This window comes from Streptomyces sp. NPDC005931, assembly GCF_042871235.1.
Taxonomy (GTDB): Bacteria; Actinomycetota; Actinomycetes; order Streptomycetales; family Streptomycetaceae; genus Streptomyces.
This window is the reverse complement of record NZ_JBIAIG010000004.1, coordinates 500420-526343: the sequence shown is the minus strand read 5'-3', so window position 1 is coordinate 526343 and position 25924 is coordinate 500420. Positions and strand designations below refer to the sequence as shown.

Below are 25924 nucleotides of genomic sequence, written 5' to 3'. Positions count from 1 at the left end.
CAACCGACAGGCGGGGAACGGCCGTTCGGGTCGTGCAAAACGCAGTGAGCGTATACCGGCGCGCCCGCAATGCGGCGGAGCTCCGGTGGTGCCGCGTGCCGCTCACCCGCCGCTGTCGCGGTCGCCACCGTCCGGACGACAGCGACCACGACTGCGTCAGGGACTGCGACTGCGGCGGGGACTGCGGCGAAGCGGCCGGCCCGGAATCAGCCGCCCAGGACCGAGCCGAACTCGGCGTTCGGGTAGGTGAGGCCGAGGGACGCCGCGTCGAACCACGTCGCGCCGGTCGTCGTGAGACCGTCCGCCGAGCCGCGCAGCACCCAGTCACCGCCGTCGCGCGACGAGCCGGCGGCGACGTCCTCGCCCTTCGCCGCGACCGTGACGTCCGCCGTGCCGTCACCGTCGAGGTCGGTGACGGCCACGGCGGAGCCGAACCAGTCGTCCGCCTCCGCGGTGTCGGGCACACCGGCCGTCGTCTGGTCGAACGCCTGGGCGCCGCTGCCGGTCAGTCCGGTGGCCGTGCCCTTGAGCAGCACCGCCGCGCCGGTCTGCGAGGCACCGCGGACCGTCTTGCCCGGCACCCCGACGGCCACGTCCGCGTAGCCGTCACCCGTGACGTCGCCGACCGCGACGGACGCGCCGAAGTTGTCGCCGGCCCGGTCGGTGCCCGGGACGTCGGGCGTGTCCTGGTCGAGCGTGACGGTGCGCTGGGCGCCGAGGCCCTGCGCGCTGCCGTAGCGGACGTGGACGAAGCCGGCGGCGTCCGAGTACTCGCCCGAGGTCGTCGCCGTCGCCGGGACGTGGCCGGTGACGAGGTCGGCGTAGCCGTCACGGTCGATGTCCCCGGCGGCGGCCGCCACCGTGGGCGCCTCGTTCGCACCGGTGGCGTCGGCACCGGGGTCCTGGACCGAGGTCTCCTGCAGCCCGCTGTCGCCCCAGGTGTAGACGGCGGTGTACTGGCAGCCACCCGTCGTCCCGCCGCAGTTCTCCGGCCCGGTGACGACGAGCTGGGCACGCCCGGCGCCGGTGAAGCTGCCGGCGGTGAGGGTGCGCGGCTGTATGTAGGCGTTGTAGTTCTGGAAGTACCGCACATCGGTGGGTGCCGTGGGGCCCACCAGGTCGTCGTACACCCACAGGTTGGTGCGGCTGAGCGTGGCGATCTGCGGGACGCCGTCGCCGTCCAGGTCGGCGACGACGACCTTCTTGCCGTAGTCCTTCTCGGACGACCACTCGCTGGTGGCGTACGGGCTGGCGATCGACACGCCGTCGCCGGTCAGGCCGTTCGCGCCACCCCACAGCACGGTGACCGTGCCGTAGGAGCTGCTGTACGGCACCGAGTCGCCCGGCGTGCCGACGACGAGGTCGGTGTAACCGTCGGCGTCCAGGTCGCCGGCGGCGTGGGTGGCACCGAACAGGTCGTGCGAGCGGACGTCCCCGGGGACGCCCGGTGAGCTCTGGGTGAGGGTGGTCGAGCGGGCGGGCGAGACGCCGTCCGCGGACCCGTAGAGGACCGTGACCGAACCCGCGCTGATGTGGCCGTCGACGGGAGCGTTGGGGGTGGCCACGACGAGGTCGGCGACCCCGTCGCCGTTGAAGTCGTCGGCCACGGGCGTGACCGCGCTCGCTGTGGGGGCGAGTGCGAGGGACAGGGCCGCGGTTGCCGTGACGACCGCCGTCGCGGCCGCCATGGTACGTATGCGCAAGATTGCTCCAGTTCGGAGAACGGGTGAGGCGTGGGGGGCCGCTTGCACGACGGCCGTGGTCGGTCCGGGGTTGTACCCAGCGGAGAACGACCTCGGTTCGTTCACCAGCACTTCACAACCGGAGGACGATGAAGGACGCGACCGTCCGTCGCGGCGCCGACGCGCGGGGACGTGACGTACGACGTCCGGGTGGGGCGGTCGCGCCGGCCCCCGCACGCGGCGGTCGGCATCGACGACGGGCCGGGGGCCCGCGCTGCCCGACGCACCGGTGCCGCGGTGGCCGAGTGAGGCAGGGGGCGGGTGAGGCAGGAGGCGAGTGAGGCAGGGGGCGGCGGGGGCGGGGCGGGGCGGCGGCAGGGCCGTGCGGTGCGAGGACGTCATCGGGAGGTGCGGCGGCCCGGCCAGCCGCGGGGCGGCTCCGCCGGCTTCGCACCGGCCGCGGCCGACCGCGACACCTACCTCAACCAGGGACTGAACCGGTGTCCGGCAGGCGCCCGTGCCCACCTCCGCGGTACTGCGCGAACCCCGCCCGCAGGGCCCGCGGATGACGGGGGAACAGGACATGACCACCGACCAGGACGCCTTCACGTCCACCCCGCCGGAGGCGGTGGCCCCCGTGCCCCGGGAGAGGGCCGGCGGGCTCGTCCCCGTCGACGACGCCGTCCGCGGGGACCTGGAGCGCAAGGCGGCCGAGTACGTCCGGGGACTCGCCGCCCTGGACGCCCGCTCCCCCGAGTTCTCCGGCAAGGTCGCCGAGATCACCACCCTGGGCGCCGACGAGATGCGCACCGCGGCTGCCCAGTCCAACCGCATGCTGGAGCGGACGGTCAGCAGCCTCCCGGCCCGGGGCGGCGACGCCCCGTCGCGGGTCGCGGGCACGCTCGTGGAACTCCGCCGGGTGGTGGAGGACCTGGATCCGCGGGACCTGCCCACCGCCAACGGAGGCGCGGCGGCAGGAGTCGCACACCCGGTATCTGGAGGACCGGGGACGCGGATGACGAGGGGGACGATGCCGCTCACCCGGCATGCCCCGTTTGCCCGAGTTCGGGGAAGGGCTCGGTGAACACCTCGGGACGGCGCGAGGGCGATCGCACCAACAGGGCGCGCATCTCCGGAAGCGGCACAACCGGCACGGCGTCCCCGGTGGTCTGACCGGTGTCATGACACCGGAAGGGGAGGGGTCGGCATGAGCGACGTGGCGGTCACCGTGATCATCCCGGTCTACAACGCGGAGCGTTTCCTGGACGAGTGCCTGGAGTCGGTCGTCGCACAGACCCTGGGATTCGAGCACATCGAGGTCGTGGCCGTGGACGACGGGTCCACCGACGGCAGCGGCGACCTGCTGGACCGGTGGGCGCGGCGGCACCCGAACCTCGTAGTCGTGCACCAGGAGAATTCCGGGGCGCCCGGCGGGCCCCGCAATCGGGGCATCGACCTGGCCCGGGGCGAGTTCCTCTTCTTCGCCGACCCGGACGACCGCCTCGGCCTGGACGCCCTGCGGCGCATGGTGGAGGCCGCCGAGCGCAACGGCTCGGACGTGGTGCTGGGCCGGATGCGCGGCGTCGGCCGGGGCGTGCCGACCGAGCCGTTCGCCGCCACCGTCGAGCGGGGGGACGTGTGGTCGACGAGGGCGATGTTCAGCCTGACCCCGCACAAGCTCTTCCGGCGCTCCCTGGTGGTCGAGCACGGGCTGCGGTTCGCCGAGGGGGTGCGGCTGGCCGAGGAGCAGCCGTTCATCGTGCCCGCCTACCTCAGGGCACGGGCGATCTCGGTGGTGGCCGACTACGACTGCTACTACCTGGTGAACCGGGAGGGGTACCCCCATCTGACCAAGCAACAGCCGCCGGCCGAGTCGTTCTACTCCGCGGTGCGTGCGGCTCTGCGGTCGGTCGTGGATCTGACCGAGCCCGGTGAGCGGCGCAACGAACTGCTCGTGCGCTTCGTCAGGGTGGAGCTGCTGGCGAAGTTCGGCCCGAACTATCACCGCTGGGATTCCGCCGAACGTCAGGAGTCGTACGCCCGTCTCGCCGGCGAGGTGCTGCGCGAGTTCGTCCCGCCGGAGGTCATGGACTCCTTCTCGCCGCTCGACCAGCTCCGCGCGCGGCTGCTGCGCGAGGGGGGACGGATCGGCGAACTGCTCTCGCTGTCCCGGCACGACAAGCTCTCCTGGGCCGAGCTCGAACCCGGCGCCCGCGCCCTGGAGTGGCTCGACGACGGGCGGCGGCTGGCCGTGCTGGTGCGCAGTGGGCACTACCGCGGCACCGGCTTCCGCAGGGCCGGGCACTACGTCGTGCTGCGCCACGCCGACGGTCACGAGGTGCAGGTTCCGGCCGGGACGGCGAGCGCCACCGATGCCCCGTTGACCGCCCGGACGGTCCTCGACCTGGGCGCTGTCCGCCGGTACGCGCACCGGTCCGGCCGGTGGGAGCTGCTGCTGCGGGTGACGTCGCCCGACGGAAGGCTCCGCCACGACGTCCCCCTGCGGTTCCCGGAGCCCGCCGCGGGCGGGAGGCCGTCTCCCCTCCCCCAGCGGGCGGGCGCCCGGCGGCTGTCCGTGTACGGCACCCGGCCGTTGGCGGCGCGGCTGCGGCAGGAGCGGAACGGGAGCGTGACGCTGGTCGTCGCGGACGGCCGCGCCCTGGGACGCGGCGTCCGCCGACGGCTGCTGCGGCGGCGCTGAGGCACGGCGGACCCCGCGCGAGCGGCGGCGCTGCGGCACGGCGAAGACCCGCGCGGGCAGCGGCGCGCTCAGGTGCCGTCGACGGCCAGCGACTCGAGCAGGGCGCGGGTCCGGTTGGGCATCGCCTGGAAGAGCGAGACGGCGGTGCTCGTGCGGACCACGCCCTCGATGTCGAGGATGGCGGTGGTGATGCGGTGCAGGTCCGCCGTGTCCCGGGCCACGACCTTGACGAGCAGGTCGGCCTCGCCGGTGGTCGCGTGCACCTCGACGACCTCCGGGATGCCCTCCAGCAGGCGCAGCGCGCCGGCCCCCTCGCGCTGGCCGATGGCGAGGGACACGAACGCCACGAGGGTGTAGCCCAGGGTCGCCGGGGACACGCGCTGGCTGAAGCCGAGCAGCACACCGGCCCGGTCCATCCGCTGGAGTCGGGCGTGCACCGTGTTGCGGGACACGCCGAGGACCTTCGCCAGCTGGAGGATCGTCGCGCCGGGGTCGTCGTCGAGAGCGAGCAGGATCCGGGCGTCGAGCGGGTCGATCGCGCGCATGCTTGTCATTCTGCCGCGCTTTCGGGGCCCCGTTGTGCATCTGTCCCACCGAAAGGGCCGGAGCTTGAAATTCCGTGCGCGGCGCTTCGACCATCGTGACCATGACCAGTGGAGTGACCGGCACCCTGACGACCCCGGCCGTGGAGCCGCAGAAGCACAGCGGGTTCGAGGATCTGCTGGCGATCCTCACCGGAACCTTCGTCGCGTCCCTCGGGCTCTTCCTCGTGCAGACCAGCGGGACGGTCACCGGCGGCACGGCCGGCCTCGCGCTCCTGCTCGGCTACGCGGTGGACGTGCCGTTCGGCGTGGTCTTCGTCGCGGTCAACCTGCCGTTCTTCGCACTCGCCGTCGCGAAGAAGGGCTGGAGCTTCATGATCCGCACCGGACTGTCGATCGGTCTCTTCTCGCTGATGACCTCGCTCCACCCGGTGGAGATCGCCCGCATCGACATCGACCCGGTCTACGCCGCGCTCGCCGGCAACCTGCTCGCCGGGATCGGACTGCTGGTCCTCTTCCGGCACCGGTCCAGCCTCGGCGGCTTCAACATCCTCGCCCTGGTGCTCCAGGAACGCCTGGGGCTGCGCGCCGGGTACGTGCAGATGGTGCTCGACGTCGCCATCGTGGTCGCGTCTCTCGCGGTGGTGTCCCCGGCGGAGGTCCTCCTGTCCACCGCGGGCGCCGTGGTCCTGAACGTCGTGCTCGCCTTCAACCACCGGCCGGGGCGCTACACCGGCGTGTGACGGGCGGGAGCGGCCGGGGGCGGAACAGCAGGCGGGGGGCCTGTCGCCGTCCGGTCCGTCGGGGCGGACGGAGGGACGGCGACAGGCCCGTCGCCCCGCACGCCGTTGTGCGGGGTCCCGCCGGTGAGTTCCGCGGCCGGCCGTGACGATCGCTGGTCAGGGCATCCGTGACCGGCCGCGGAGTCTGTACGGGCCTCAGCCCAGGCGCTCCACCAGCGCGCGGTACTGGGCCCACAGCTCCTTGGGCGTGTGGTCGCCGAAGGTGTTGAGGTGCTCGGGGACCAGTGCGGCCTCCTCGCGCCACACGTCCTTGTCGACGGTGAGCAGGAAGTCGAGGTCGGAGTCGGACAGGTCCAGGCCCTCCGTGTCGAGCGCCTCCTTGGCCGGCAGGACGCCGATCGGGGTCTCGACGCCCTCGGCCCTGCCCTCCAGGCGCTCCACGATCCACTTGAGCACACGGCTGTTCTCGCCGAAGCCGGGCCAGACGAATTGGCCCTCGTCGTTCTTCCGGAACCAGTTGACGTAGTAGATCTTCGGGAGCTTGGACTGGTCCTTGTCCTTGGCCACGTCGATCCAGTGGGCCATGTAGTCGCCCATGTTGTAGCCGCAGAACGGCAGCATCGCGAACGGGTCGCGGCGCAGCTCGCCGACCTTGCCCTCGGCGGCGGCGGTCTTCTCGGAGGCCACGTTGGCGCCGAGGAACACGCCGTGGTTCCAGTCGAAGGACTCGGTCACCAGCGGTACGGCGCTGGCGCGGCGCCCGCCGAAGAGGATCGCGGAGATCGGCACGCCCTTGGGGTCCTCCCACTCGGGCGCGATGATCGGGCACTGCGAGGCCGGGACGGTGAAGCGGGCATTGGGGTGCGCGGCCGGGGTGCCCGACTCGGGCGTCCAGTCGTTGCCCTTCCAGTCCGTCAGGTGGGCCGGGGGCTCCTCGGTCATGCCCTCCCACCACACGTCGCCGTCGTCGGTGAGGGCGACGTTGGTGAAGACCGAGTTGCCCCACAGGGTCTTCATGGCGTTGGCGTTGGTGTGCTCACCGGTGCCCGGCGCGACGCCGAAGAAGCCGGCCTCGGGGTTGATCGCGTAGAGGCGGCCGTCCTCGCCGAAGCGCATCCAGGCAATGTCGTCGCCGATCGTCTCGACCGTCCAGCCGGAGATCGTGGGCTCCAGCATGGCCAGGTTGGTCTTGCCGCAGGCGGACGGGAAGGCGGCGGCGACGTACTTGGACTCGCCCTGCGGCGGGGTCAGCTTCAGGATGAGCATGTGCTCGGCGAGCCAGCCCTCGTCGCGGGCCATGACGGAGGCGATGCGCAGGGCGTAGCACTTCTTGCCGAGCAGGGCGTTGCCGCCGTAGCCGGAGCCGTAGGACCAGATCTCGCGGTCCTCGGGGAAGTGCGAGATGTACTTGGTGGAGTTGCACGGCCACGGCACGTCCGCCTGACCGGGCTCCAGCGGGGCGCCCAGGGAGTGCACGGCCTTGACGAAGAAGCCCTCGGAGCCGAGCTCGTCGAGGACCGCCCGGCCCATGCGGGTCATGGTGCGCATGGACACGGCGACGTACGCCGAGTCGGTGATCTCGACGCCGAGCGCGGACAGCGGCGAGCCGAGCGGGCCCATGCAGAAGGGCACGACGTACATCGTGCGGCCGCGCATGGAGCCGCGGAACAGGCCCTTCTCACCGGTGAAGACCTCCCGCATCTCGGCGGGGGCCTTCCAGTGGTTGGTCGGGCCGGCGTCCTCCTCCTTCTCGGAGCAGATGAACGTCCGGTCCTCGACCCGGGCGACGTCGGTGGGGTCGGAGGCGGCGTAGTAGGAGTTGGGGCGCTTGATCGGGTCGAGTTTCCTGAAGGTGCCCTTGGCGACGAGCTCCTCGCACAGCCGGTCGTACTCGGCCTCGGAGCCGTCGCACCAGACCACGTGGTCCGGCTGGGTCAGTTCCGCGATCTCGTTGACCCAGGAGATCAGTCCCTGATGGGTGGTGGGGACGTTGGGAGCCGCGATGTCGCGCGCCACGATTGCTCCTAAATGAGGGGTTTTGTGTTGACAGGCCCCGTGGGGGCTGCGACCCGGATGCTGGATCTTGCGCGCTCATCCGGTGCCGACCGCACTCATTTGATCATCCGACGCCCATGCCCATCTGTCCAGAGGAGCGCACAGGTGAGCGACGTGATGATGGCCACGGTTTTTCGTGGCGATTTACGTGCACGTTGGGTTCACATAACGCATTCTTTGCGTGACCACGCGAGGGCGGACATGAGACGATGGCCACTCCGCGCCGCCAATTCTTCCCGCTGACCCGTAACTTACGGTTCCGTAGGTACGATGCGGACATGACTGCGTTCGCCCCCGACGCGCCCACGGAGCCGCCGGCCGACGGCCGCGGACCGGTGGCGCTCTCCCTGCCGCATCCGGTCAAGCCCAAACTCCGCGGGTGGCTCCACCTCGGCATGTTCCCGGCCGCCCTCGTCGCCGGACTGGTGCTCACCGCCCTCGCCGACTCCCCGCGCGGCCGCATCGCCTGCGGGATCTACGCCCTCACGGCCTGCCTGCTCTTCGGCGTGAGTGCGCTGTACCACCGGGGCAACTGGAGCCCCCGCATGGACGGCGTGCTGCGCCGCCTCGACCACGCCAACATCTTCCTGATCATCGCCGGCACCTACACCCCGCTGACGATGCTGCTCCTGCCCGGCGCCAAGGGCCAGTGGCTGTTGTGGGGCATCTGGGCGGCGGCGGCCGCCGGCATCGTCTTCCGGGTCTTCTGGGTCGGCGCCCCGCGCTGGCTGTACACCCCGTGCTACCTGGCCATGGGCTGGGCGGCCGTCTTCTTCCTGCCCGACTTCATGCGCACCGGCGGCATCGCCGTCCTGGTCCTGGTGATCGTGGGCGGGCTGCTGTACAGCGCGGGCGGGGTGGTCTACGGCATCAAGAGGCCCAACCCCTCACCGCGCTGGTTCGGCTTCCACGAGGTCTTCCACTCCTTCACGCTGGCGGCGTTCGTCGCCCACTACGTCGGGATCTCGCTGGTGGCGTACCAGCACGCCTAGGAGCAGTCGACCCACCCCGGGGCCGCGGCACGGACGCCGCGGCCCTTTCGCGTGTGTGCGCGGCCCTTTCGCGTGTGTGCGCGGCCCTGTCCCGTTGGTGCGCGGCCCTTTCCGTGTGCGCGGGCAGGGGACGCGCGGCCGTGACGCGTTCGGCACCGGGCTGCGGCTGCCGGCGACGACGGGCGGCCTGCTGGTCTCGGCACGGGCGAGCACCGCCCTGGCGGACCGGCTGGGACCGCGGCCGGTGGTCTCGGCGGGCCTGGCCGTGCTGTGCTTCGCCGCGCTGCCCGGCTCCCGCACCGAGACCGCCAGCGGCTACGGCTTCACCGCGCTGTGGCTGACTCTGGCGGGCCTGGGCTCCGGCCTGACGACGGTGCCCGCGAGGGACGCGGCGCTCGGCGGCCCCCCGAGGAGGCCGGCAGCGGCTCAGGACCGCTGATGACGCTGCGCCAAGGCGGCGGCGCCCTCGGCATCGCCCTGCTCGGCAGCCTGGTCGCCGACACGTACCCCGCCCGCCTCGACACTTCGCTCCTGCCCGCCCCCGCCGCCGAGGCCGCCCGGGAGTCCCTCAGCGCGGCCCACACCGTCGCGGACCGGCTCGGCCTTCCCGGCCTCGCCCGCTCCGCCGACGCCGCCTATGTCGACGGCATGGCCACGGCCCTCGTGACCTGCGGCGTCACGGCCCTCGCAGCCGCCCTGCTCGCCGCGGCCCACCTGCCCGACCCCGGGCCCCGGGCCGACGCGGACGCGGACGTGGCCGCCGCCGAGGCCGATGGTCGACAATGACCCGCATGACGGCCGCACGCTCCCCCCTCACCACCTCGGGAACACCCGGCGCGGTCCCCGCCGGGAACCCCACCGGGAACCCCGCCGAACCGCCCCGCCCGGGGCTGCGTGAGCGCAAGAAGATCAAGACCCGGCAGGCGATCCGGGGCGCGACCTACGCGCTGGTCCGGGAGCAGGGCTACGAGGCGACGACGATCGAGCAGATCGCGGAGCGCGCCGAGGTGTCGCCGTCGACCGTCTTCCGCTACTTCCCGACCAAGGAGGACATCGTCCTCACCGACGAGTACGACGAGCCGCTGCTCGCCGAACTCGCCGCGCGGCCCGCCGAGGAACCCTGGCTGGACTCCGTCCGGTACGTGATGCGCCGCGCCGTGGGCCTCGCCATGGCCGAGGAGCCCGAGGTCACGCTGTTGCGGGCCCGGCTGATGCTCGAGGTGCCCGCGGTGCGCTCCCGGATGCTGGAGAGCCTGTCCGCCACCGGCCGCCTGCTCGCCGGGGCGATCGCCGCGCGCACCGGTCTCGACCCGGACGGGCTGGAGGTGCGGGTGTGCACCATGTCCCTCATGGGCGGGATGCTGGAGGTGTCGAACTACTGGGCCGAACACGGCCACGAGGACGACGTCGCCGACCTGATCGACCGCGCCCTGGACGTCTTCGAGCACGGCCTGCCCGGCACGAAACCCTCGCGCGACGCCGAGCGCCCCGTGACATCCTGACCGGGTGAACGGTCCCGAGATCAACGTCGAGTTCGCCCCCGACCTGCTCCTCTTCGTCCCGCAGGCCCGGCCCACGGGCGTGACCAGGGCCGCCACCGACGGCGTCTCCAGCCTCGGTCACGTCATCGAGTCGCTCGGCGTCCCGCTGACCGAGGTCGGCGCGCTGCTCGTGGACGGCCGCGAGGTCCCCGCCTCGCACGTCCCGGCCGCGGGCGAGTCGGTCACCGTGCGCCCCGTCGCACACCCCCAGCGGGTGCCGGGCGCGCCCCTGCGGTTCCTGCTCGACGTGCACCTGGGCACGCTGGCCCGCCGGCTGCGCCTGCTGGGCGTGGACACCGCGTACGAGTCGACGGACATCGGCGACCCCGCGCTGGCCGCCCGGTCGGCCGCCGAGCAACGGGTCATGCTCAGCCGGGACCGCGGCCTGCTGCGCCGCCGCGAACTGTGGGCGGGCGCGTTCGTCTACAGCACCCGGCCCGACGAGCAACTCCGCTACGTGCTGGACCGGTTCCGGCCCGAGCTGCGGCCCTGGACCCGCTGCACGGCCTGCAACGGGCTGCTGCGCCGGGCCACCAAGGACCAGGTCGCCGACCAGCTCAAGGGCGGCACGCACCGCACCTACGACGTGTTCGCCCAGTGCTCCGCGTGCGGGCGTGCCTACTGGAAGGGCGCGCACCACGACCAGCTGGAGGCGATCGTGGAGCGCGCCCTGAGCCGGGGTGTCCAGGGGGGCTGAGCACCCCGGCCGGTCGTCTCACCGGCGCCGGGCGTCGCCCTTGCCGCAGGCGGTGCCGTCACGGTTGCGGTCCAGCCGCAGCGGATCGTCCCTGCCGTTGACCTTCAGCGGGCCGTAGTCGTGCTGCTTCAGCCAGGTGCAGCGGGCCGCGGTGGTCGCCCGGACCTCCGCCGGGAAGACGGTCGGCACGCAGACGTTGGCCGAGCCGTAGTGCCGGTCGCAGCCGGAGACCGCCGGGCCGACCGGCTCGGAGGCGCGCTTCCTGCGGGGTCCGGTGACCTCGCCCTGCGGTGCCTCGGCGAAGTCGTGGACGTGGGCGGAGGCGTCCGCCCCGGTCAGCCCCGCCGGGCCCTGAAGGTGCACCCAACGGGCCACCGACGGCACCCCGTTCGCATCGACGGCGAAGAGCATGTACCAGCCGGGCGGGGCCAGGTTGGGGTTGCTCGTCACGTTCAGGTCCACGGTGCCGCCGTCCACCGACAGGGGCAGGTCCACGAACCGCTGGTTGGGGTCGGAGGAGTGGGTGACGGCGGCCGGACGGATCAGCTCGGCCTTGGCGATCGGCCGGTCGACGGTGATCCGCTGGGTGTCTCCGTAGTTCCACTCGGTGTCGATCACCGAGGTGATCGTGGGCCGCTCGCCCTTGAACAGGTAGGGCGGGCTGTAGATCGACACGTTGTGGTTCCAGGAGCCGTTGCCCGGGTTGTCGCCGGTGGTCATCACCCGGCCGTCGGGCAGCAGGAACGCCGAGGAGTGGTAGCCGCGCGCCTCCGGGTCGGCGGCCACCGGGTCGAAGGTCTCCGACGCCGGGTCGAAGACCGACGTCTCGAAGACCGGGTTGGCCCGGTTGTGCAGCGCGCCGCCGGTCTCCAGCACCTTGCCGTCGGGCAGCAGGACCGCGGAGACGTACATCTTGCCCTGACCGCCGGTCTGCGGGACCGGGCCGTTGCCGTAGTCGACGGTGCCCTGCGGGATCGGCGGGCCGGCGACGTAGGACGGGTCCGGCTGTTTGAGGTCGATGATGTCGGTGAGCCGGTTGGCGTCCGGGTTGGAGTCGATGTTGCCGCCGCCGAGGGTGAGGACCTTCTGGTCCTGCGCCGGGGGCAGCAGCACGCTCGCCGACTGGTCCCGCTCGTCCTTGTTCCGCAGGCCCGGGACCTGGGTGATGGTGTTGGCCTGGTAGTCGTAGATCGCGGAGCCGGTGCCCGGGATGTTGTTGCCGAAGACGTGACTGCCGGAGTAGAAGAGCCGGCCGTCCTGCATGAGGATCATCGACGGGTACAGGCCCCAGTAGGACCAGGTCTGGTTGACCTTCCAGGTCGGCAGCCACCGCTGCTCGGCGTCCGACCACAAGTCGGCGGTCACCGAACCGGTGGAGTCCTCGCGCAGACCGCCGAAGCTGATCACGTCGCCGTTGCCGAGGACGGTCGCCGACGGGTACCAGTGGCCGTCGTTCATGTCGTTGGTCTTCGTGTACGACTCGGTCTCCGGGTCGAAGACGTACGAGTCCTTGTAGCCCTGGTAGCCGATCGTGCCGTCGGCGGACGGATAGCCCTTGTTGCCGCTCATGACCAGGACCCGGCCGTCCTTGAGCTGGACGTGCCCGGCGCAGAACATGTCGTCCGGGGTCGGGACGACCTTGTAGGTGCCGTTCTCCGGGTCGTAGACGGCGCTGGTGAAGGTGCCCGCCTCGAACCGCTCCGGGTCGTTGCCGGAACCGGCGATCAGCAGCACCTTGCCGTTGTGCAGGACCACGGAGTGCATCGAGCGCACCGGGTTCTGCGCGGGCAGGACCTCCCAGCTGCCGTCGGCGCACTCCCGCGCGGTGCCGGTGCAGCCCGGCTCCGGGACCGGCTCGGCGACCTGCTCCATCGTGTAGTCGTCGGTGGTGGCCGAGCCGGTGCCGTAGACGGACACACCCCAGGAGATGCGGTCGGTGCCGGCCGGCACCTCGGGGGTGCGGACCGTGGCCTCGGTCCACTCGCCCCGCATCTCCAGCGTCTTGAGGTCGGTCCAGTACTGCCAGCCGGCGGTGGTGTCGTGCCGGAACAGGGTGACGGCCGCGTCCGGGGTGGTGGTCTTGTACCACAGGCCCAGGTCGTACTGCTTGCCCGGCGTCACCACCGGGGCGCATGCTGCGGACTCGGTGATCAGCGCCTTGCGGTCGCCGTCGACCCGGCGGGTCAGCTCCACCCGCATGGCCTTGCCGCCGGTGTGGGCGTCGGGGGTGGTGGTGAAGGTGAAGTCGTTGTCGCCCCAGCCGGACTTCTGCCAGCAGTACGGCATGTCGCCGGTGCCGGCGGTCTCGAAGCCGGGGTTCTTGATCAGGTTGGCGGCGGAGGCGGGCTGCGGGGCGGTGAGGAGGAGGCCGGTGGTGAGGGCGGTGACGGCGAGGAGGGCCGTACTGCGTCCGGATCTCGGCGAGGGCTTTCTCATGCGGTGCTCCTTGCGGTGCGACTCCTGCGAGGCAGATACACCAGCGCCTCGGTTCCCACGAAACGCAGGACGAAGGTGATGACGAGCGCCAGCGCGGTGGCGGGCAGCGCGGCCACCCCGAACCGGCCGACCAGCAGCGCGATCAGCGGCAGGCGCAGCACCAGGTCGGCATTGGCGAGCAGCGCGAACCGCACGGTGCGGTCGGCCCAGTGCCGGTGCCGCCGCCGTTCGCGGAACAGCAGCTTCTCGATGAGCAGGAAGTTCCAGGCCACCCCGAACTGGTTGGCGACGATCTCGGCGGGCAGGTAGTGCACCCCGGCCTCGGTCAGCGCCCACAGCGCGGCGAGGTTGGGCACGAATCCGGTGAGCCCGATCAGCCCGAAGACGACCATGCGGGCCAGCGGCGACGCGGTGCGCAGTCCGGCGAGGTGCCGCAGGAAGCGCATCCCCTCCCGCGCGGTGGACTTGGACTCCCCGGCGAACCTCTCCTGGAAGACGAACGGCACCTCGGTGACCTTGCGCGGGCGGCTGCGGACGGCGAGTTCGAGGAGGATCTTGTAGCCGAGGGGCTTGAGGACATCGGCGGAGACGGCGCTGCGGCGGATGGCGAAGAAGCCGCTCATCGGGTCGCTGATGCCGTGCAGTCGGCGCGGGAAGAGGGACTTGGCGAGCCAGGTCGCCCCACGGGACACGGCCACCCGGTAGCCGCCGGCCAGCCCGGCCCGGCTGCCGCCCTCGATGTAGCGGGAGGCCACCACCAGTTGGGCACCCGCCCGCTCTCCGGTGGCCACCAGCTCGGGTACCAGGGACGGTGGGTGCTGGCAGTCGCCGTCCATGACGACGATCCAGTCCGAGGACGCGGCCTTGATGCCCTCGACGACCGCGCCGCCGAGGCCGCCCACGGCCTCCTCGCGGTGCAGCACGGTCACCGGGAAGGGGCAGTCCTGGGCCGCCTCGCGGACGACCTCGGGGGTGTCGTCGGTGGAGTCGTCCACGAAGACGACCTCGCAGGGCAGCCGGGCGGGCACCGACTCGGTGATGCGGTGCAGCAACTGCCGTACGTTCGCCGACTCGTTGAACGTCGGCACCACGATGGTGACGGCGCCCGGCTCCGGCACCTCGACCGGTTCGAGGGCCGGATCGCCCAGTTCGCCGGGGACCATGGACTCCTGGCTCATCGGGTGCCTCCGGCGGTCTCGACCCGACGTATCTCGATACGGTCCGCACCGGTGCCGAACACGGCGACCGGCTCGGAGTGCTCGATGGCGGCCCGGACGGTGGGCAGGTCCTTCGCGTCGCGCCGCACCGTCGGCGAGGCGACCACGTAGTCGATGTCCCGCCAGCCGCGCGGCATCGTCCTCGTCACCGCGGGGTCGAGATCGGCCTTGTAGAACCAGATGACGCCGAGGCCGGGCCGGTACCCGGCGTGCACCAGGTCCAGCCACATGGCGTCGTCGACCAGCACACGGATGCCGGCCCGGTCGTCCACCTCGGTGGCCAGCCAGGTCGTGGCCGCCTTGTAGGGGGCGTTGGCGTCGGTGGTGACGGCGGTGCGGGCACCGTCGTACCAGCGGGGCACGACGGAGGCGCAGGCGGCGAGGGCGAGCACGCCGGCGAGCGCGTACCGGGCGCGGCCGACGGCTCTGCGCTCGGTCGCGGAACGGCCGCGGCGCAGGACGGCGTGCGCGACGCTCGCGGTGCCGCCGGCCAGGACCAGCGCGAGGAACGGCAGCGCCTGAATGACGTACATCGCGGGCAGGTAGCCGTTCGGGCGCAGCGCGAGGGCGGCCAGGATCGCCACGGTGAGGGCGGGACCGGCCAGGGCGCGGGCGGTGACCGACCAGCGCCAGGTGGCGAGCAGCAGCAGGGCGCCCGCGAGCCCGCCGAGAGGCAGGATGCGGTCGTAGTACAGCCAGGACTGGAGCACGCCCCAGGAGCCGGAGCCCTCGTCCAGGATGAAGCCCGAACCGGGCCTGGTCATCTGGTAGGTGATGCCGTCCCACAGCGACACGTGCCCGTCGCCGGGGAACAGCTCGCCCTTCAGCAGGGCGAACAGCGGGTAGGAGAACCCGATCAGGCCGCACGCCGTGACGGCGCCGGTCAGCGCGAACTTGCGGGTGTCGCGGTGGCTGTGCCGCCACATGGTGACGAACAGGGCGGGCAGGACGACGAGCATCGTCTCCTTGGTGAGGACCGCCGTGGCGGCGGCGATCCCCGCACCGAAATGGTGCCACAGATGGCGGCTCGGGGAGGCGGCGAGAGTGAAGGCGAGCAGCGTCCACATCACCGCGAGGTTGTCCAGGAAGATCTCCCGCTGGAGCACCACCGACAGCGGGGAGAGCCCGAAGAGCACCATGCCGAGCCCGGCGGCCCAGCGGGGCAGGGCGAGCCGCCGTCCGAGGACGAACACCAGGACCGCGCTGACACCGCTGACCACCAGCATCACGGCGCGCATGGTGCCCACGGTCATCGACTCGGGGCTGAGCATCGCGGGAATCCAGGTCAGCAGGGCGAGCTGGATCCAGCCGAGCGGCGGATGGTCGTACCAGTAGGTGTAGTGGGCCAGTCCCCTGCCCTCCTGCACGGCCCAGGCCTGGGCGAGGTAGGTGCCCTCGTCGTCGCTGAGGGTGGGGTAGTCGGCGATGTTCCAGCCCTGGACGACGAGGATCGCCACCAGGAGCACGCCGCACAGGAGGAGGTCGGCGCGGGAGGAGCGCAGCCGGCTCGGCGGGAGCGTTCGGCCGGCCGGGCCGGTCGGGGGCACGGAGGGGCGCTGCGCGGGGACCTTCGGCGTGGTCACCGCGGGAAGGGTGGAGGTCACGCGGGAACGTCCTCTCGGGTCACGTCGGCGGTCGTCAGGTGCGCGCCGACATGCGTGGTCAGCTCCCAGTCGTTGCGGCCGCGCTGCTCGCGCCAGACGGCGCGGACCGCGGCGCCGGCGAGGAGCACCTGGTAGAAGGGCCCGCCCACGACGAGCTTGAGGTAGTGGACGAGGCGGACGCGCAGCCCGTACTGCTTGCCGAAGTCGTGCAGCCCGACGACCTCGAAGACGAAGGTGACCAGGGCGGTGACGGCCGGCAGGAACGTGACGAAGGCGATGCCGACGGGCACGTCGAGGAAGAGGGCGATGGCCACGTTCAGCGGGATGATGATCCCGGTGAAGGCCTGGAGGAACGGCGTCATCAGGGTGTAGCGGGCCAGCATCCGCTGCCCGAACGTGGGCAGTTGTTTCCAGTCCCTCTTGCGGTAGACCTGGAGGAAGCCCTGGTTCCAGCGGGTGCGCTGCTTCAGCAGCGACATCAGCGAGCCGGGCGTCTCCTCCCGGGTGACCATGTCGGAGTCGTAGGCGACGACGACCTTCTTGCCGACGCTGGAGAGCCGGACGCCCAGGTCGCAGTCCTCGGCGAGGCAGTCCGGGTCCCAGCCGTCGGCCTCGCGCAGCACGGCGGTGCGGACGAAGACGGTGTTGCCGCCGAGGGGGATGAACCCTTTCTGCGCATGCAGGTGGAGGCGGGAGCGGAACCAGAAGAAGTACTCCAGGCAGTTGCGCAGGCTGTACCAGCTGGAGTGGAAGTTGATCAGCTGCACACCGCCCTGCACGACGTCGGCGCCCGTGGTGCGGAAGGCGTGGTCGACGTGGGCGAGCAGCTCGGGATGGACCTGGTCCTCGGCGTCGAAGACCCCGACGACGTCGCCGCGGCAGTGCGGCAGCGCCGTGTTCATGGCCTTCGGCTTGTTCTTCTTCTCGTGCGTGTCCACGACGACCCGGACCCGTGGGTCGCGGCCCGCCGCGGCCTCGGCGACCGCGGTGGTCTCCGGGTCGTCGTGGCCGACGATGACGATGATCTCGAAGTCGGTGTGGCTGGATTCCAGCAGCCGCTGGATGGTGTGGTCGAGCACGGCCTGCTCGTGCCGGGCCGGCAGCAGCAGCGAGAACGACAGGTGCTCGCCGCCGTCCGGGCTGCTGAACCGGGTGGAGGCCAGCACCTCCGGCGTACGCCAGGCGTGCATCTGCCACCACAGGGTGAACGCGGCCATCCAGAAAAGGGCCAGCGAAACGACAGCAATGAACACGGACGTGAGCAAACAGATCCCCCCAGATCTTTTGGAACCCCCCGCGACGTGACGGTGCGTCACCCGGACTGCGTCACCGACATCACGTCACCGTGCAGAGATTAAGGGGGAGTTGTGAAGCACGGGGACTGTTCCGATAAAAAGCCTGTTGCGGACGGGTGCATGACCCGACCGGAACCGACCGGATTCTTTCGCTTCCCGTTCCACGTCCGGGCAGCGCGAAGCGCCTGGTACGGCTGCCGTTTCAGCCGCCCAGCGCCACGCGCAGCCGGTCCGGATCGGTCGTCGGCGCGTCACAGGTGAAATTACGGCAGACGTACGCGGCCGGTTCACCGCCGACGAGCGGCCGGTCGGCGAGCAGCGGGAACTCGTCACTCTCCGGAGTGCCCACGGCCACCACCGCGCCGGGCGCGGTGCCCAGAAGTGCCGTGCGGTGCAGGGCCCTTGTGCCCGGGTCGTCGAGGGCGGGACCGACGACGGCGACCTCGCGCGGCCCGTCCAGCGCGGCCTCCGCCACGGCGAGACCCCAGCCGATGAACCGCGGCACCCGTGGTCCGAGCGCCTTCACCACGCCCAACGCCCTTTCCGCGGCGGTGCGGTGGGGTGCGGAGCCGGTGTGCGCGGCGTAGCCCAGCAGGGCGCCCGCGGCGGCCGTCCAGCCGGAGGGGGTGGCGTTGTCGGTGGGGTCCTGCGGGCGCCGGATGAGCCGTTCGGCGTCGGCCGCGGTGTCGTACAGGGTGCCCGACTCCGGGTCGGCGAAGCGGGTGAGGACGTGGTCGAGCAGCAGCCCGGCGAACTCCAGCCACACCCCCTCCCCGGTCACCGAGGCCAGCGCGAGGAAGCCCTCGGCGACGTCGGCGTAGTCCTCGAGCACCCCGGCGTTGGCACCGACGTGGCCGTCCTTGCTGGTGCGGGCGATGCGGCCCAGCTCGTCGAGGTGCAGCCGCACCAGCAGGTCGCCCGCGGCCACGGCGGCCTCGACCAGATCGGGCCGCTCGAACAGGGCCCCGGTCTCGGCGAGCGCGGCGATCGCGAGCCCGTTCCAGGCGGCGACCACCTTGTCGTCCCGGCCGGGTGCGGGCCGCGCGGCCCGCGCGGCGAACAGCCGCGCCCGGACGGACTCGACCCGCTCCGCGTCGAACACGCCCTCCTCCTGCGGGAGTTGCAGCACCGAGGCACCCTCCTCGAAGGTGCCCTGCTGCGTCACCCCGAAGTACCGGGCGGCCAGCTCGGCGTCCTGCTCGCCCAGCACCTCGCGCAGTTGGGCGGGCGTCCACACGTAGTGGGCGCCCTCCACGTGCCGGCCGGTTCCGTCATCGCTGTCGGCGTCCAGCGCGGAGGCGAAGCCGCCCTCGGGCGTGCGCAGTTCGCGGACCATGAAGTCGGCGGTCTCCAGAGCGACCCGGCGCGCGAGCGCAGAGCCCGTGGCCCGCCACAGGTGGGTGTAGACGCGGCACAGCAGGGCGTTGTCGTACAGCATCTTCTCGAAGTGCGGCACGACCCAGTCCCGGTCGACGGAGTAGCGCGCGAAGCCGCCGCCGAGCTGGTCGTAGAGGCCGCCGCGGGCCATGCGCTCGCACGTGTCGCGGGCCATCTGGAGGGCGCCCTCGGCGCCGGTGCGGGCGTGGTGCCGGAGCAGGAACTCGATCACCATGGACGGCGGGAACTTCGGCGCCCCGCCGAATCCGCCGCGCTGCGGGTCGTACTCCCGGGTCAGCCCCAGCAGCGCCTGCGCGAGCTCCTGCTCGCCCGGCGCCCGGGCGTCACCGAAGGACAGCTCCCGCGCCGCCAGCTCCCGCACGATCTTCCCGGCGACCTCGCCGACCTCGTCCCGCCGCTCCTCCCACGCCTGGTGGACACCCTGGAGGACCTGCCGGAAGGAGGGCATGCCGTGGCGGGGGGCGGGCGGGAAGTAGGTGCCGAAGTAGAACGGCTCGGCGTCCGGGGTGAGGAACACGGTCATGGGCCAGCCGCCCTGCCCGGTCGCCGCCTGCACGGCCTCCATGTAGACGGCGTCCACGTCGGGGCGCTCCTCGCGGTCCACCTTCACGCTCACGAAGTGCGCGTTCAGGTAGTCGGCGGTGTCCCGGTCCTCGAAGGACTCGTGGGCCATCACGTGGCACCAGTGGCAGCTGGAGTAGCCGACGCTCAGCAGGACGGGCACGTTCCGCTTGCGTGCCTCCTCGAAGGCCCCGGGAGTCCAGGGCCACCAGCCGACGGGGTTGTCGGCGTGCTGGAGGAGGTACGGGGACGTCTCGTGCGCCAGTCGGTTCGGCATGGTGTCCATCCTGCCGCAGTACCCGCCCGGGACCGGCCCAGCACACCGCACCACCCGCCGTTTCGGGCGCTCACGCGGCCCAGGGGCCGACCGCGTACCTCCGAGCCCGCACGCGCGGAAGTGGTGGGGGTGGCCTCGGGCTCGACGAGCTCGACGACGTGACCCGTCGCACCGCTCATGGCCGAGCGGTGCGCTGCCCTCCGGAGCCCCGGAGCAGGAACCCGGGAGCGCCGAAGCCGGGGAGCCCTGGGGCCCCGGAGCCGGAAGTCCGGAGCCGGGGAGCGCCGAGAGCCTCCGGAGGCCAGTGCCGCTCAGTCCTGCTTGCGCCGCTCCGCGCCGGAGGCCGCCGCCTCCACGTCCTCCCCGGACCGCGTCCGCGGGTCCTCGGGCTGGTCGAAGTCGACCTTGTTCATGTGGCGGTTCATCGACTTCATCAGACCCCACACCGCCAGGGCCATCACCGCGAAGACGATGAAGCCGAGGACTCCGGGGGTGACCTTGTCCTTGTCGAGTTCCTTGGCGAGGGGGACGAGGTGCGTCAGTGCCAGGCTTGCGCTTGCGCTCATGTCAGTCATTGTCCCGGATGCCCGCGAAGAGGTCGTCCTCGGGGAGGGAGGTATCGACGAGCGACTTCGCGAGCTCGTACTCCTCCGTCGGCCAGACCTCCTTCTGGATCTCCATCGGCACCCGGAACCATCCGCCGTCGGGGTCGATCTGCGTGGCGTGCGCGATCAGCGCCTTGTCGCGGATCTCGAAGAAGTCGGCGCACGGCACGTGCGTGGTGAGCGTGCGCTCCTTGCGCTCGAACTCGCTCCAGCGCTTCAGCCACTCCCCGTAGGGCGACTCCAGCCCGCGGTCCAGCATCGCCTGGTGCAGCGCCTCGGTGCGGGGGCGGTTGAAGCCCTGGTTGTAGTACAGCTTCAGCGGCTGGTACGCCGGGCCGAACTCGTCCTCGGGGTACTTCTCGGTGTCCGCCGCGCCCTCGAACGCCACCATCGAGATCTTGTGCGTCATGATGTGGTCGGGGTGCGGGTAGCCGCCGTTCTCGTCGTAGGTGGTGATCACCTGGGGACGGAAGGAGCGGATCTTGCGCACCAGCTCGCCGGCCGCCTTGTCGACGTCCTCGAGGGCGAAGCAGCCCTCCGGCAGCGGCGGCAGCGGGTCACCCTCGGGCAGGCCGGAGTCCACGAAGCCGAGCCACTCCTGCTGCACGCCGAGGATCTCGCGGGCCTCGTCCATCTCCTTCTTGCGCACCTCGTGGATGTGCTCCTCGATGTAGGCGTCGCCCTGGAGTTTCGGATTGAGGATGGAGCCGCGCTCCCCGCCGGTGCAGGTCACCACCAGCACGTCCACCCCCTCGGACACGTACTTCGCCATGGTGGCCGCGCCCTTGCTCGACTCGTCGTCGGGGTGGGCGTGGACGGCCATCAGTCGCAGCTGGTCAGTCAAGACTCAATCCTCAAGTCGGTAGGCGCCCGGTGTGCGTCGGCGCAATCGAAGGCTTCTATAGTGACCGAATCGGGGGGCGAATAATTCCGGGTTCCGCTCCGGTCCCCCGCACGGGACCGCCGGTCCCGCCCCTGCCGAGGAGACGATCATGAGCACGGCGAGCACGCGACCGCCCGAGGGCCGTTACGGCCGTACCTCGGACCAGCGCGCCGACCGCACGCTCAAGATCATCGGCGTGGCCCTGGGCGCGGTGCTGCTGGCGGTCGTCGGCTGGTTCGGCTACCACTACGTCGCCCGGAGCTCCATCAGCGCCGAGGTGATCACCTTCGACGTCTCCAAGGAAGCGGTGAAGGTGCACCTGGAGGTCCACAAGGACGCCGGGGTGACGGGCTACTGCACGGTGCGCTCCCAGGCCGAGAACGGCGCCGAGGTCGGCCGGGCGGACTTCCGCTTCGAGGGGGACGCCACCCGCATCGACGAGGTCGTCACCCTGCGTACGACCTCCCCGGGGACGACGGCCGAGCTGGTCGGCTGCCACGCCGACTGATGTCGTCTGGATTACATAGCCACTGACCTGCGGCGACAGGAATCTGGTGGCTTATGTCCTCCCCCTTGCGCCCGTGAATTGTTAGGCTCGTGGTTTCGCCCATCCGTGGAGGAACATTCTTCTGGGTAGGGCGATGCTTTGTCTTCCCAGTACCTACGAGGAGCACCTGTGACCCAGACCAGCGAGAACGTCACCTGGCTGACCCAGGAGGCGTACAACAAGCTCAAGGACGAGCTTGAATACCTTACTGGTCCCGCGCGCACGGAGATCGCCGCCAAGATCGCCGCAGCGCGCGAGGAGGGCGACCTGCGTGAGAACGGCGGGTACCACGCGGCCAAGGAGGAGCAGGGCAAGCAGGAGCTCCGTGTGCGCCAGCTCACCCAGCTCCTCGAGAACGCCAAGGTCGGCGAGCCGCCGGCGGCCAACGGTGCGGTGGCGCCCGGCATGGTCGTGACGATCGCCTTCGACGGCGACGAGGACGACACGCTGACCTTCCTCCTCGCGTCGCGCGAGTACGCGAGCACGGAGATCGAGACGTACTCCCCGCAGTCCCCGCTGGGCTCCGGCGTGATCGGCCACAAGGTCGGCGAGGACGCGGAGTACGAGCTGCCGAACGGCAAGAAGGCCTCGGTGAAGATCCTCAAGGCCGAGCCCTACAACGGCTGACCCGCGCCTCCGGGACCCCGACGGCCCCCGGCGCCCACCGTGGCGCCGGGGGCCTCGTCATGCCGCCGCAGAGCGGTACTTGCGCACGGCCAGCGTCCTGAAGAGGGCGATGATCAGGACCGAGTAGATCAGCGAGGCCCACACCGGATGCTGCATCGGCCAGGCGTCCGAGGTCGAGACCCCGGGGTTGCCGAAGAGCTCACGGCATGCCTGCACGGTGGCGCTGAACGGGTTCCACTCGGCGATGTGGCGCAGCCAGGGGGTCATCTGCTCGGAGTCGACGAAGGCGTTCGAGACGAACGTGACCGGGAAGAGCCAGACCAGCCCGCCGGACGTGGCCGCCTCCGGGGTGCGCACCGACAGCCCGATGACCGCGCCGATCCAGGTGAAGGCGTATCCGGTCAGGAGCAGCAGCCCGAACGCGCCGAGCACCTCCCCGAAGCTGGTGTGCGTGCGCCAGCCGACCAGCAGGGCGACCGCGGCCAGCACCAGCAGCGTGAGCGCCGTCTGCACCAGGTCGGCGAGGGTGCGGCCGGTGAGGACCGCGCCGCGCGCCATGGGCAGGGAACGGAAGCGGTCGATGAGCCCCTTGTGCATGTCCTCGGCGATGCCCGCGCCCGCGCCGGCGGTGGCGAAGGTGACGGTCTGGGCGAAGATGCCTGCCATCAGGAACTCGCGGTAGACCTTCGGGTCGGTGGAGCCCGCGATGTTCATGGAGCCGCCGAACACGTAGGAGAACAGCACCACGAACATGATCGGCTGGATGAGCCCGAAGATGACGACCTCGGGGATCCGGGCCATGCGGATCAGATTGCGCTTGGCGACGATCAGGGAGTCCCGGATCGACTGGCCGATGGGGTTGCCGGGTGCGGTGACCCGCACGGCGTCGGTGACGGCACTCACTTCGCGGCCTCCTTCGTGTGGCGGGTCCCCTGCCCTCGGGGCCCTCGGTGTCCTCTCGCGTCCTGCCGGCCGTCGTCCTCCCCCTCGGTCTCCGCGACGTGCCCGGTGAGGGACAGGAACACGTCGTCGAGGGTGGGGCGGCGCAGACCGATGTCGTCGATCTCGATACCGCGGCCGTCGAGTTCGCGGATGATCTCGGCCAGGAGTTTCGCTCCGCCGGACACCGGTGTGGTGATCTTGCGCATGTGCTCCTCGACCGTGGTGTCGCTCTTCCCGGGACCGCGCAGGCTGAATCTGTCGAGGAGGGCGGAGGCCTCCGGTATGTGCTCCCGCTCGTGCACCACGACCTCCACGCGCTCACCGCCGGTGCGGGCCTTGAGCTGGTCGGAGGTGCCCTGGGCGATGACCCGGCCGTGGTCCACCACCGCGATGTCGTGCGCCAGGTGGTCGGCCTCCTCCAAGTACTGCGTGGTCAGCAGCAGCGTCGTGCCGCCGGAGACGAGTTGCTTGATCACGTCCCACAGTTGCTGACGGTTGCGTGGGTCGAGGCCGGTCGTCGGCTCGTCCATGAACATCACGGGCGGTGAGACGACCAGGGCCGCCGCGAGGTCGAGCCGGCGGCGCATGCCTCCGGAGTAGGTCTTGGCGGTGCGGTCGGCGGCGTCGGCGAGATGGAACTGCTCCAGCAACTCGTCCGCTCGCGCCTTCGCCGCCTTCGCCCGCATCTGGTAGAGCCGGCCGACCATCTCCAGGTTCTCGCGCCCGGTCAGATACTCGTCGACCGCCGCGAACTGGCCGGACAGCCCGATGGAACGGCGCACGGCGTCGGGCTGCGCGAGCACGTCGAGGCCGGCGACCACCGCTCTGCCGCTGTCGGGCCGCAGCAGGGTGGTCAGACAGCGGACGGTGGTCGTCTTGCCCGCGCCGTTCGGCCCGAGCAGGCCCAGGACGGTGCCCTCGGGGACATCGAGGTCGACGCCGTCCAGAGCCCTTACGTCACCGAAGGTCTTCACCAGACCTTCGGCATAGATGGCGCCTGGCATATGAGTCTCCACGTCGTCAGGGATTCTTCGGAAAGCCTAGGGATGCACGCTTCGCCCTGCCGTGCTTTTTTCGCGTGCCCGCCACGGCGTCGGCATGGGCCCACGCGGACGGAGAAGCGGCACGCCACACACCATAACGCGATGTATCGCGTCTCTCAACGAACTTACCCGAACGAGTGACGCGATACCCGAACAGGCGCGCGAAAGGCAGCGGGGAGGAGGTCAGTCGATGACCGTGTAGCCCGCCTCGCGCAGGGCCCCGCCGACCTCGGCGCAGTGCGCGGGACCCTTGGTCTCCAGGTGCAGCTCGACCTCCGCCTCCGTGAGCCCGAGCCGCGGATCGGTCCGCACGTGGCTCACGTCGAGGACGTTGGCGTCCACTGCCGACAGCACCCCGAGCAGCGTCGCGAGGGCGCCGGGCCGGTCCGTCAGCCGGAGCCGGACGGCCAGGTAGCGGCCCTGCGCGGCCATGCCGTGCCGCAGCACGCGCTCCATCAGCACCGGGTCGACGTTGCCGCCGGACAGCACCGCCACGACCGGGCCCTCGAAGGTCCCGGGCCGGCTCAGCAGCGCCGCGACCGGGCTCGCCCCGGCCGGCTCCACCACCAGCTTGGCCCGCTCCAGACACAGCAGCAGCGCCGCGGACAGCTCGTCCTCGCTGACCGTGCGGACCTCGTCCACCAGCTCGTCCACGATCGCGAACGGCACGTCCCCGGGCCGGCCCACCTTGATGCCGTCGGCCATCGTCGCCGGGTGCTGCACCGACACGGGGCGCCCGGCCGCCAGCGAGGGCGGATACGCCGCCGCGCCCTCCGCCTGCACGCCCACGATCCGTACGTCCGGCCGCAGCGACTTCACCGCGACCGCGATCCCCGCGGCCAGCCCGCCCCCGCCGATGCCCACGACGACCGTGCGCACCTCCGGGCACTGCTCGAGGATCTCCAGACCCACCGTGCCCTGACCCGCGATGATGTCGGCGTGGTCGAAGGGGTGGATGAACACCGCACCCGTGTCGTGCGCGTAGCGCGTCGCGGCGGCCAGCGTCTCGTCGACCACCTGGCCGTGCAGGCGCACCTCGGCGCCGTAGTCCCGGGTGGCGCTGATCTTCGGCAGCGGGGCGCCCTTGGGCATGAACACGGTCGAGCGGACCCCGAGCAGCGAGGACGCGAGGGCGACACCCTGCGCGTGGTTGCCGGCGCTCGCCGCGACGACACCGGCGGCCCGCTCCTCGGGCAGCAGCCCGGCGATGCGCACGTAGGCGCCCCGCAGCTTGAACGATCCGGTCCGCTGCAGGTTCTCGCACTTCAGGTGCACCGGCGCGCCCACCATCTGCGACAGGTGCCTGCTGCCCTCCATCGCGGTCACCCGGGCGACACCCGAGAGCATCTTCTGGGCCCCGCGCACGTCGTCGAGGGTGACGGTGTGCAAGGAGTCAGCCGTGCCGTAGCTCATGACTCCAGCATCGCAGTTCACGGGCGGTGGCGACCGCTGTGACCAACCTGCGGACTCGGCTTTGCGCAGCGCCGGTACGACCCGTCCCCCGGCCGCGTACCCTGTCCCCCAATTAGCAGCCCT

At 71.5% G+C, this 25924-nt stretch carries 22 protein-coding genes and 1 pseudogene; 10 read left to right on the top strand and 13 right to left on the bottom strand.

The features are described 5' to 3' along the window. Positions 1–206 precede the first annotated feature (206 nt). Positions 207–1703: an FG-GAP and VCBS repeat-containing protein gene (locus tag ACFYOV_RS13470; protein ID WP_389086667.1), complete on the bottom strand. Its 1497-nt coding sequence runs from the start codon at positions 1701–1703 to the stop codon at positions 207–209. A gap of 562 nt (positions 1704–2265) precedes the next feature. Here ACFYOV_RS13470 and ACFYOV_RS13465 point away from each other — a divergent pair. Together ACFYOV_RS13465 and ACFYOV_RS13460 are read left to right on the top strand one after the other, a co-directional pair. Continuing rightward, a pseudogene (locus ACFYOV_RS13465) lies at positions 2266–2646 on the top strand (toxic anion resistance protein); the annotation flags it as partial. Between the two features lie 243 nt (positions 2647–2889). Then, the gene (locus ACFYOV_RS13460) at positions 2890–4383 is read left to right on the top strand and encodes a glycosyltransferase (RefSeq protein WP_389086665.1); all 1494 of its coding nucleotides are present in this window, start codon (positions 2890–2892) and stop codon (positions 4381–4383) included. Positions 4384–4451: 68 nt separating this feature from the next. On the opposite strand, the gene ACFYOV_RS13455 is transcribed toward ACFYOV_RS13460, so the two are convergent. Next, positions 4452–4928 carry an Lrp/AsnC family transcriptional regulator gene (locus ACFYOV_RS13455; protein ID WP_389086662.1) on the bottom strand — a complete coding sequence of 159 codons (477 nt, stop codon included), beginning with the start codon at positions 4926–4928 and terminating at the stop codon, positions 4452–4454. A 101-nt stretch (positions 4929–5029) separates the two neighbouring features. Here ACFYOV_RS13455 and ACFYOV_RS13450 point away from each other — a divergent pair, with 101 nt between their 5' ends. Beyond that, complete coding sequence (locus ACFYOV_RS13450; RefSeq protein WP_389086660.1) at positions 5030–5668, top strand: YitT family protein; 639 nt, start codon at positions 5030–5032, stop codon at positions 5666–5668. 195 nt (positions 5669–5863) lie between these two features. On the opposite strand, the gene ACFYOV_RS13445 is transcribed toward ACFYOV_RS13450, so the two are convergent. Continuing rightward, positions 5864–7684, bottom strand: a complete 1821-nt coding sequence (locus ACFYOV_RS13445; RefSeq protein ID WP_389086657.1) for a phosphoenolpyruvate carboxykinase (GTP) — start codon at positions 7682–7684, stop codon at positions 5864–5866. Between the two features lie 317 nt (positions 7685–8001). On the opposite strand from ACFYOV_RS13445, the gene ACFYOV_RS13440 reads away from it, so the two are divergent. From ACFYOV_RS13440 to ACFYOV_RS13420, 5 genes are all read left to right on the top strand, one after another. Then, entirely contained in the window at positions 8002–8715 is a 714-nt protein-coding gene (locus ACFYOV_RS13440; RefSeq protein WP_389086655.1) for a hemolysin III family protein, read from the top strand. Positions 8716–8830: 115 nt separating this feature from the next. After that, complete coding sequence (locus tag ACFYOV_RS13435; protein WP_389086653.1) at positions 8831–9154, top strand: hypothetical protein; 324 nt, start codon at positions 8831–8833, stop codon at positions 9152–9154. Further along, entirely contained in the window at positions 9154–9501 is a 348-nt protein-coding gene (locus tag ACFYOV_RS13430; RefSeq protein ID WP_389086650.1) for a hypothetical protein, read from the top strand. The genes ACFYOV_RS13435 and ACFYOV_RS13430 overlap by 1 nt, the downstream gene beginning before the upstream one ends. Positions 9502–9506: 5 nt before the next feature. Then, the gene (locus ACFYOV_RS13425) at positions 9507–10217 is read left to right on the top strand and encodes a TetR/AcrR family transcriptional regulator (protein ID WP_389086648.1); all 711 of its coding nucleotides are present in this window, start codon (positions 9507–9509) and stop codon (positions 10215–10217) included. Between the two features lie 4 nt (positions 10218–10221). Then, positions 10222–10953 carry a Mut7-C RNAse domain-containing protein gene (locus ACFYOV_RS13420; protein WP_389086645.1) on the top strand — a complete coding sequence of 244 codons (732 nt, stop codon included), beginning with the start codon at positions 10222–10224 and terminating at the stop codon, positions 10951–10953. Between the two features lie 18 nt (positions 10954–10971). Here ACFYOV_RS13420 and ACFYOV_RS13415 read toward each other — a convergent pair whose 3' ends face one another. From ACFYOV_RS13415 to mca, 7 genes are all read right to left on the bottom strand, one after another. Further along, positions 10972–13389 (bottom strand): galactose oxidase-like domain-containing protein, encoded by a 2418-nt coding sequence (locus ACFYOV_RS13415; protein ID WP_389086643.1) that lies wholly within the window; start codon positions 13387–13389, stop codon positions 10972–10974. Then, complete coding sequence (locus ACFYOV_RS13410; RefSeq protein WP_389086641.1) at positions 13386–14567, bottom strand: glycosyltransferase; 1182 nt, start codon at positions 14565–14567, stop codon at positions 13386–13388. Before ACFYOV_RS13410 ends, ACFYOV_RS13415 begins: the two co-directional genes overlap by 4 nt. Next, positions 14564–16210 carry an ArnT family glycosyltransferase gene (locus ACFYOV_RS13405; protein WP_389086638.1) on the bottom strand — a complete coding sequence of 549 codons (1647 nt, stop codon included), beginning with the start codon at positions 16208–16210 and terminating at the stop codon, positions 14564–14566. Before ACFYOV_RS13405 ends, ACFYOV_RS13410 begins: the two co-directional genes overlap by 4 nt. Then, on the bottom strand, positions 16207–17475 hold the full coding sequence (locus ACFYOV_RS13400) for a glycosyltransferase (protein WP_389086636.1): 1269 nt from the start codon (positions 17473–17475) through the stop codon (positions 16207–16209). The genes ACFYOV_RS13405 and ACFYOV_RS13400 overlap by 4 nt, the downstream gene beginning before the upstream one ends. 232 nt (positions 17476–17707) lie before the next feature. Continuing rightward, positions 17708–19741 (bottom strand): thioredoxin domain-containing protein, encoded by a 2034-nt coding sequence (locus ACFYOV_RS13395; protein ID WP_389086633.1) that lies wholly within the window; start codon positions 19739–19741, stop codon positions 17708–17710. A gap of 311 nt (positions 19742–20052) precedes the next feature. Continuing rightward, a complete protein-coding gene (locus ACFYOV_RS13390) occupies positions 20053–20316 on the bottom strand; it encodes a hypothetical protein (protein WP_389086631.1) in 264 nt (87 codons plus the stop codon). Further along, complete coding sequence (mca, locus tag ACFYOV_RS13385) at positions 20309–21190, bottom strand: mycothiol conjugate amidase Mca (RefSeq protein WP_389086629.1); 882 nt, start codon at positions 21188–21190, stop codon at positions 20309–20311. Before mca ends, ACFYOV_RS13390 begins: the two co-directional genes overlap by 8 nt. A gap of 148 nt (positions 21191–21338) precedes the next feature. Here mca and ACFYOV_RS13380 point away from each other — a divergent pair, with 148 nt between their 5' ends. Both ACFYOV_RS13380 and greA read left to right on the top strand, forming a co-directional pair. After that, positions 21339–21737 (top strand): DUF4307 domain-containing protein, encoded by a 399-nt coding sequence (locus ACFYOV_RS13380; protein WP_389086627.1) that lies wholly within the window; start codon positions 21339–21341, stop codon positions 21735–21737. A gap of 168 nt (positions 21738–21905) precedes the next feature. Beyond that, entirely contained in the window at positions 21906–22403 is a 498-nt protein-coding gene (greA, locus tag ACFYOV_RS13375; RefSeq protein WP_389086625.1) for a transcription elongation factor GreA, read from the top strand. 57 nt (positions 22404–22460) lie between these two features. Here greA and ACFYOV_RS13370 read toward each other — a convergent pair whose 3' ends face one another. The 3 genes from ACFYOV_RS13370 to ilvA all read right to left on the bottom strand — a co-directional run bounded on the left by ACFYOV_RS13370 (position 22461) and on the right by ilvA (position 25801). Next, on the bottom strand, positions 22461–23306 hold the full coding sequence (locus tag ACFYOV_RS13370) for an ABC transporter permease (protein WP_389086623.1): 846 nt from the start codon (positions 23304–23306) through the stop codon (positions 22461–22463). After that, complete coding sequence (locus ACFYOV_RS13365; RefSeq protein ID WP_389086620.1) at positions 23303–24349, bottom strand: ATP-binding cassette domain-containing protein; 1047 nt, start codon at positions 24347–24349, stop codon at positions 23303–23305. Before ACFYOV_RS13365 ends, ACFYOV_RS13370 begins: the two co-directional genes overlap by 4 nt. Positions 24350–24571: 222 nt before the next feature. Then, positions 24572–25801 carry a threonine ammonia-lyase gene (gene ilvA / locus ACFYOV_RS13360; protein WP_389086618.1) on the bottom strand — a complete coding sequence of 410 codons (1230 nt, stop codon included), beginning with the start codon at positions 25799–25801 and terminating at the stop codon, positions 24572–24574. Between the last annotated feature and the right edge of the window lie 123 nt (positions 25802–25924).

Bases quoted from the DNA above. Each gene is read 5' to 3' on its own strand.
- ACFYOV_RS13395 (WP_389086633.1), bottom strand. From the start codon at position 19,741: ATGCCGAACCGACTGGCGCACGAGACGTCCCCGTACCTCCTCCAGCAC.
- ACFYOV_RS13410 (WP_389086641.1), bottom strand. From the start codon at position 14,567: ATGAGCCAGGAGTCCATGGTCCCCGGCGAACTGGGCGATCCGGCCCTC.
- ACFYOV_RS13460 (WP_389086665.1), top strand. From the start codon at position 2,890: ATGAGCGACGTGGCGGTCACCGTGATCATCCCGGTCTACAACGCGGAG.
- ACFYOV_RS13430 (WP_389086650.1), top strand. From the start codon at position 9,154: ATGACGCTGCGCCAAGGCGGCGGCGCCCTCGGCATCGCCCTGCTCGGC.
- ACFYOV_RS13450 (WP_389086660.1), top strand. From the start codon at position 5,030: ATGACCAGTGGAGTGACCGGCACCCTGACGACCCCGGCCGTGGAGCCG.
- ACFYOV_RS13390 (WP_389086631.1), bottom strand. From the start codon at position 20,316: ATGACTGACATGAGCGCAAGCGCAAGCCTGGCACTGACGCACCTCGTC.
- ACFYOV_RS13455 (WP_389086662.1), bottom strand. From the start codon at position 4,928: ATGCGCGCGATCGACCCGCTCGACGCCCGGATCCTGCTCGCTCTCGAC.
- ACFYOV_RS13425 (WP_389086648.1), top strand. From the start codon at position 9,507: ATGACGGCCGCACGCTCCCCCCTCACCACCTCGGGAACACCCGGCGCG.
- ACFYOV_RS13415 (WP_389086643.1), bottom strand. From the start codon at position 13,389: ATGAGAAAGCCCTCGCCGAGATCCGGACGCAGTACGGCCCTCCTCGCC.
- ACFYOV_RS13365 (WP_389086620.1), bottom strand. From the start codon at position 24,349: ATGCCAGGCGCCATCTATGCCGAAGGTCTGGTGAAGACCTTCGGTGAC.
- ACFYOV_RS13440 (WP_389086655.1), top strand. From the start codon at position 8,002: ATGACTGCGTTCGCCCCCGACGCGCCCACGGAGCCGCCGGCCGACGGC.
- ilvA (WP_389086618.1), bottom strand. From the start codon at position 25,801: ATGAGCTACGGCACGGCTGACTCCTTGCACACCGTCACCCTCGACGAC.
- ACFYOV_RS13380 (WP_389086627.1), top strand. From the start codon at position 21,339: ATGAGCACGGCGAGCACGCGACCGCCCGAGGGCCGTTACGGCCGTACC.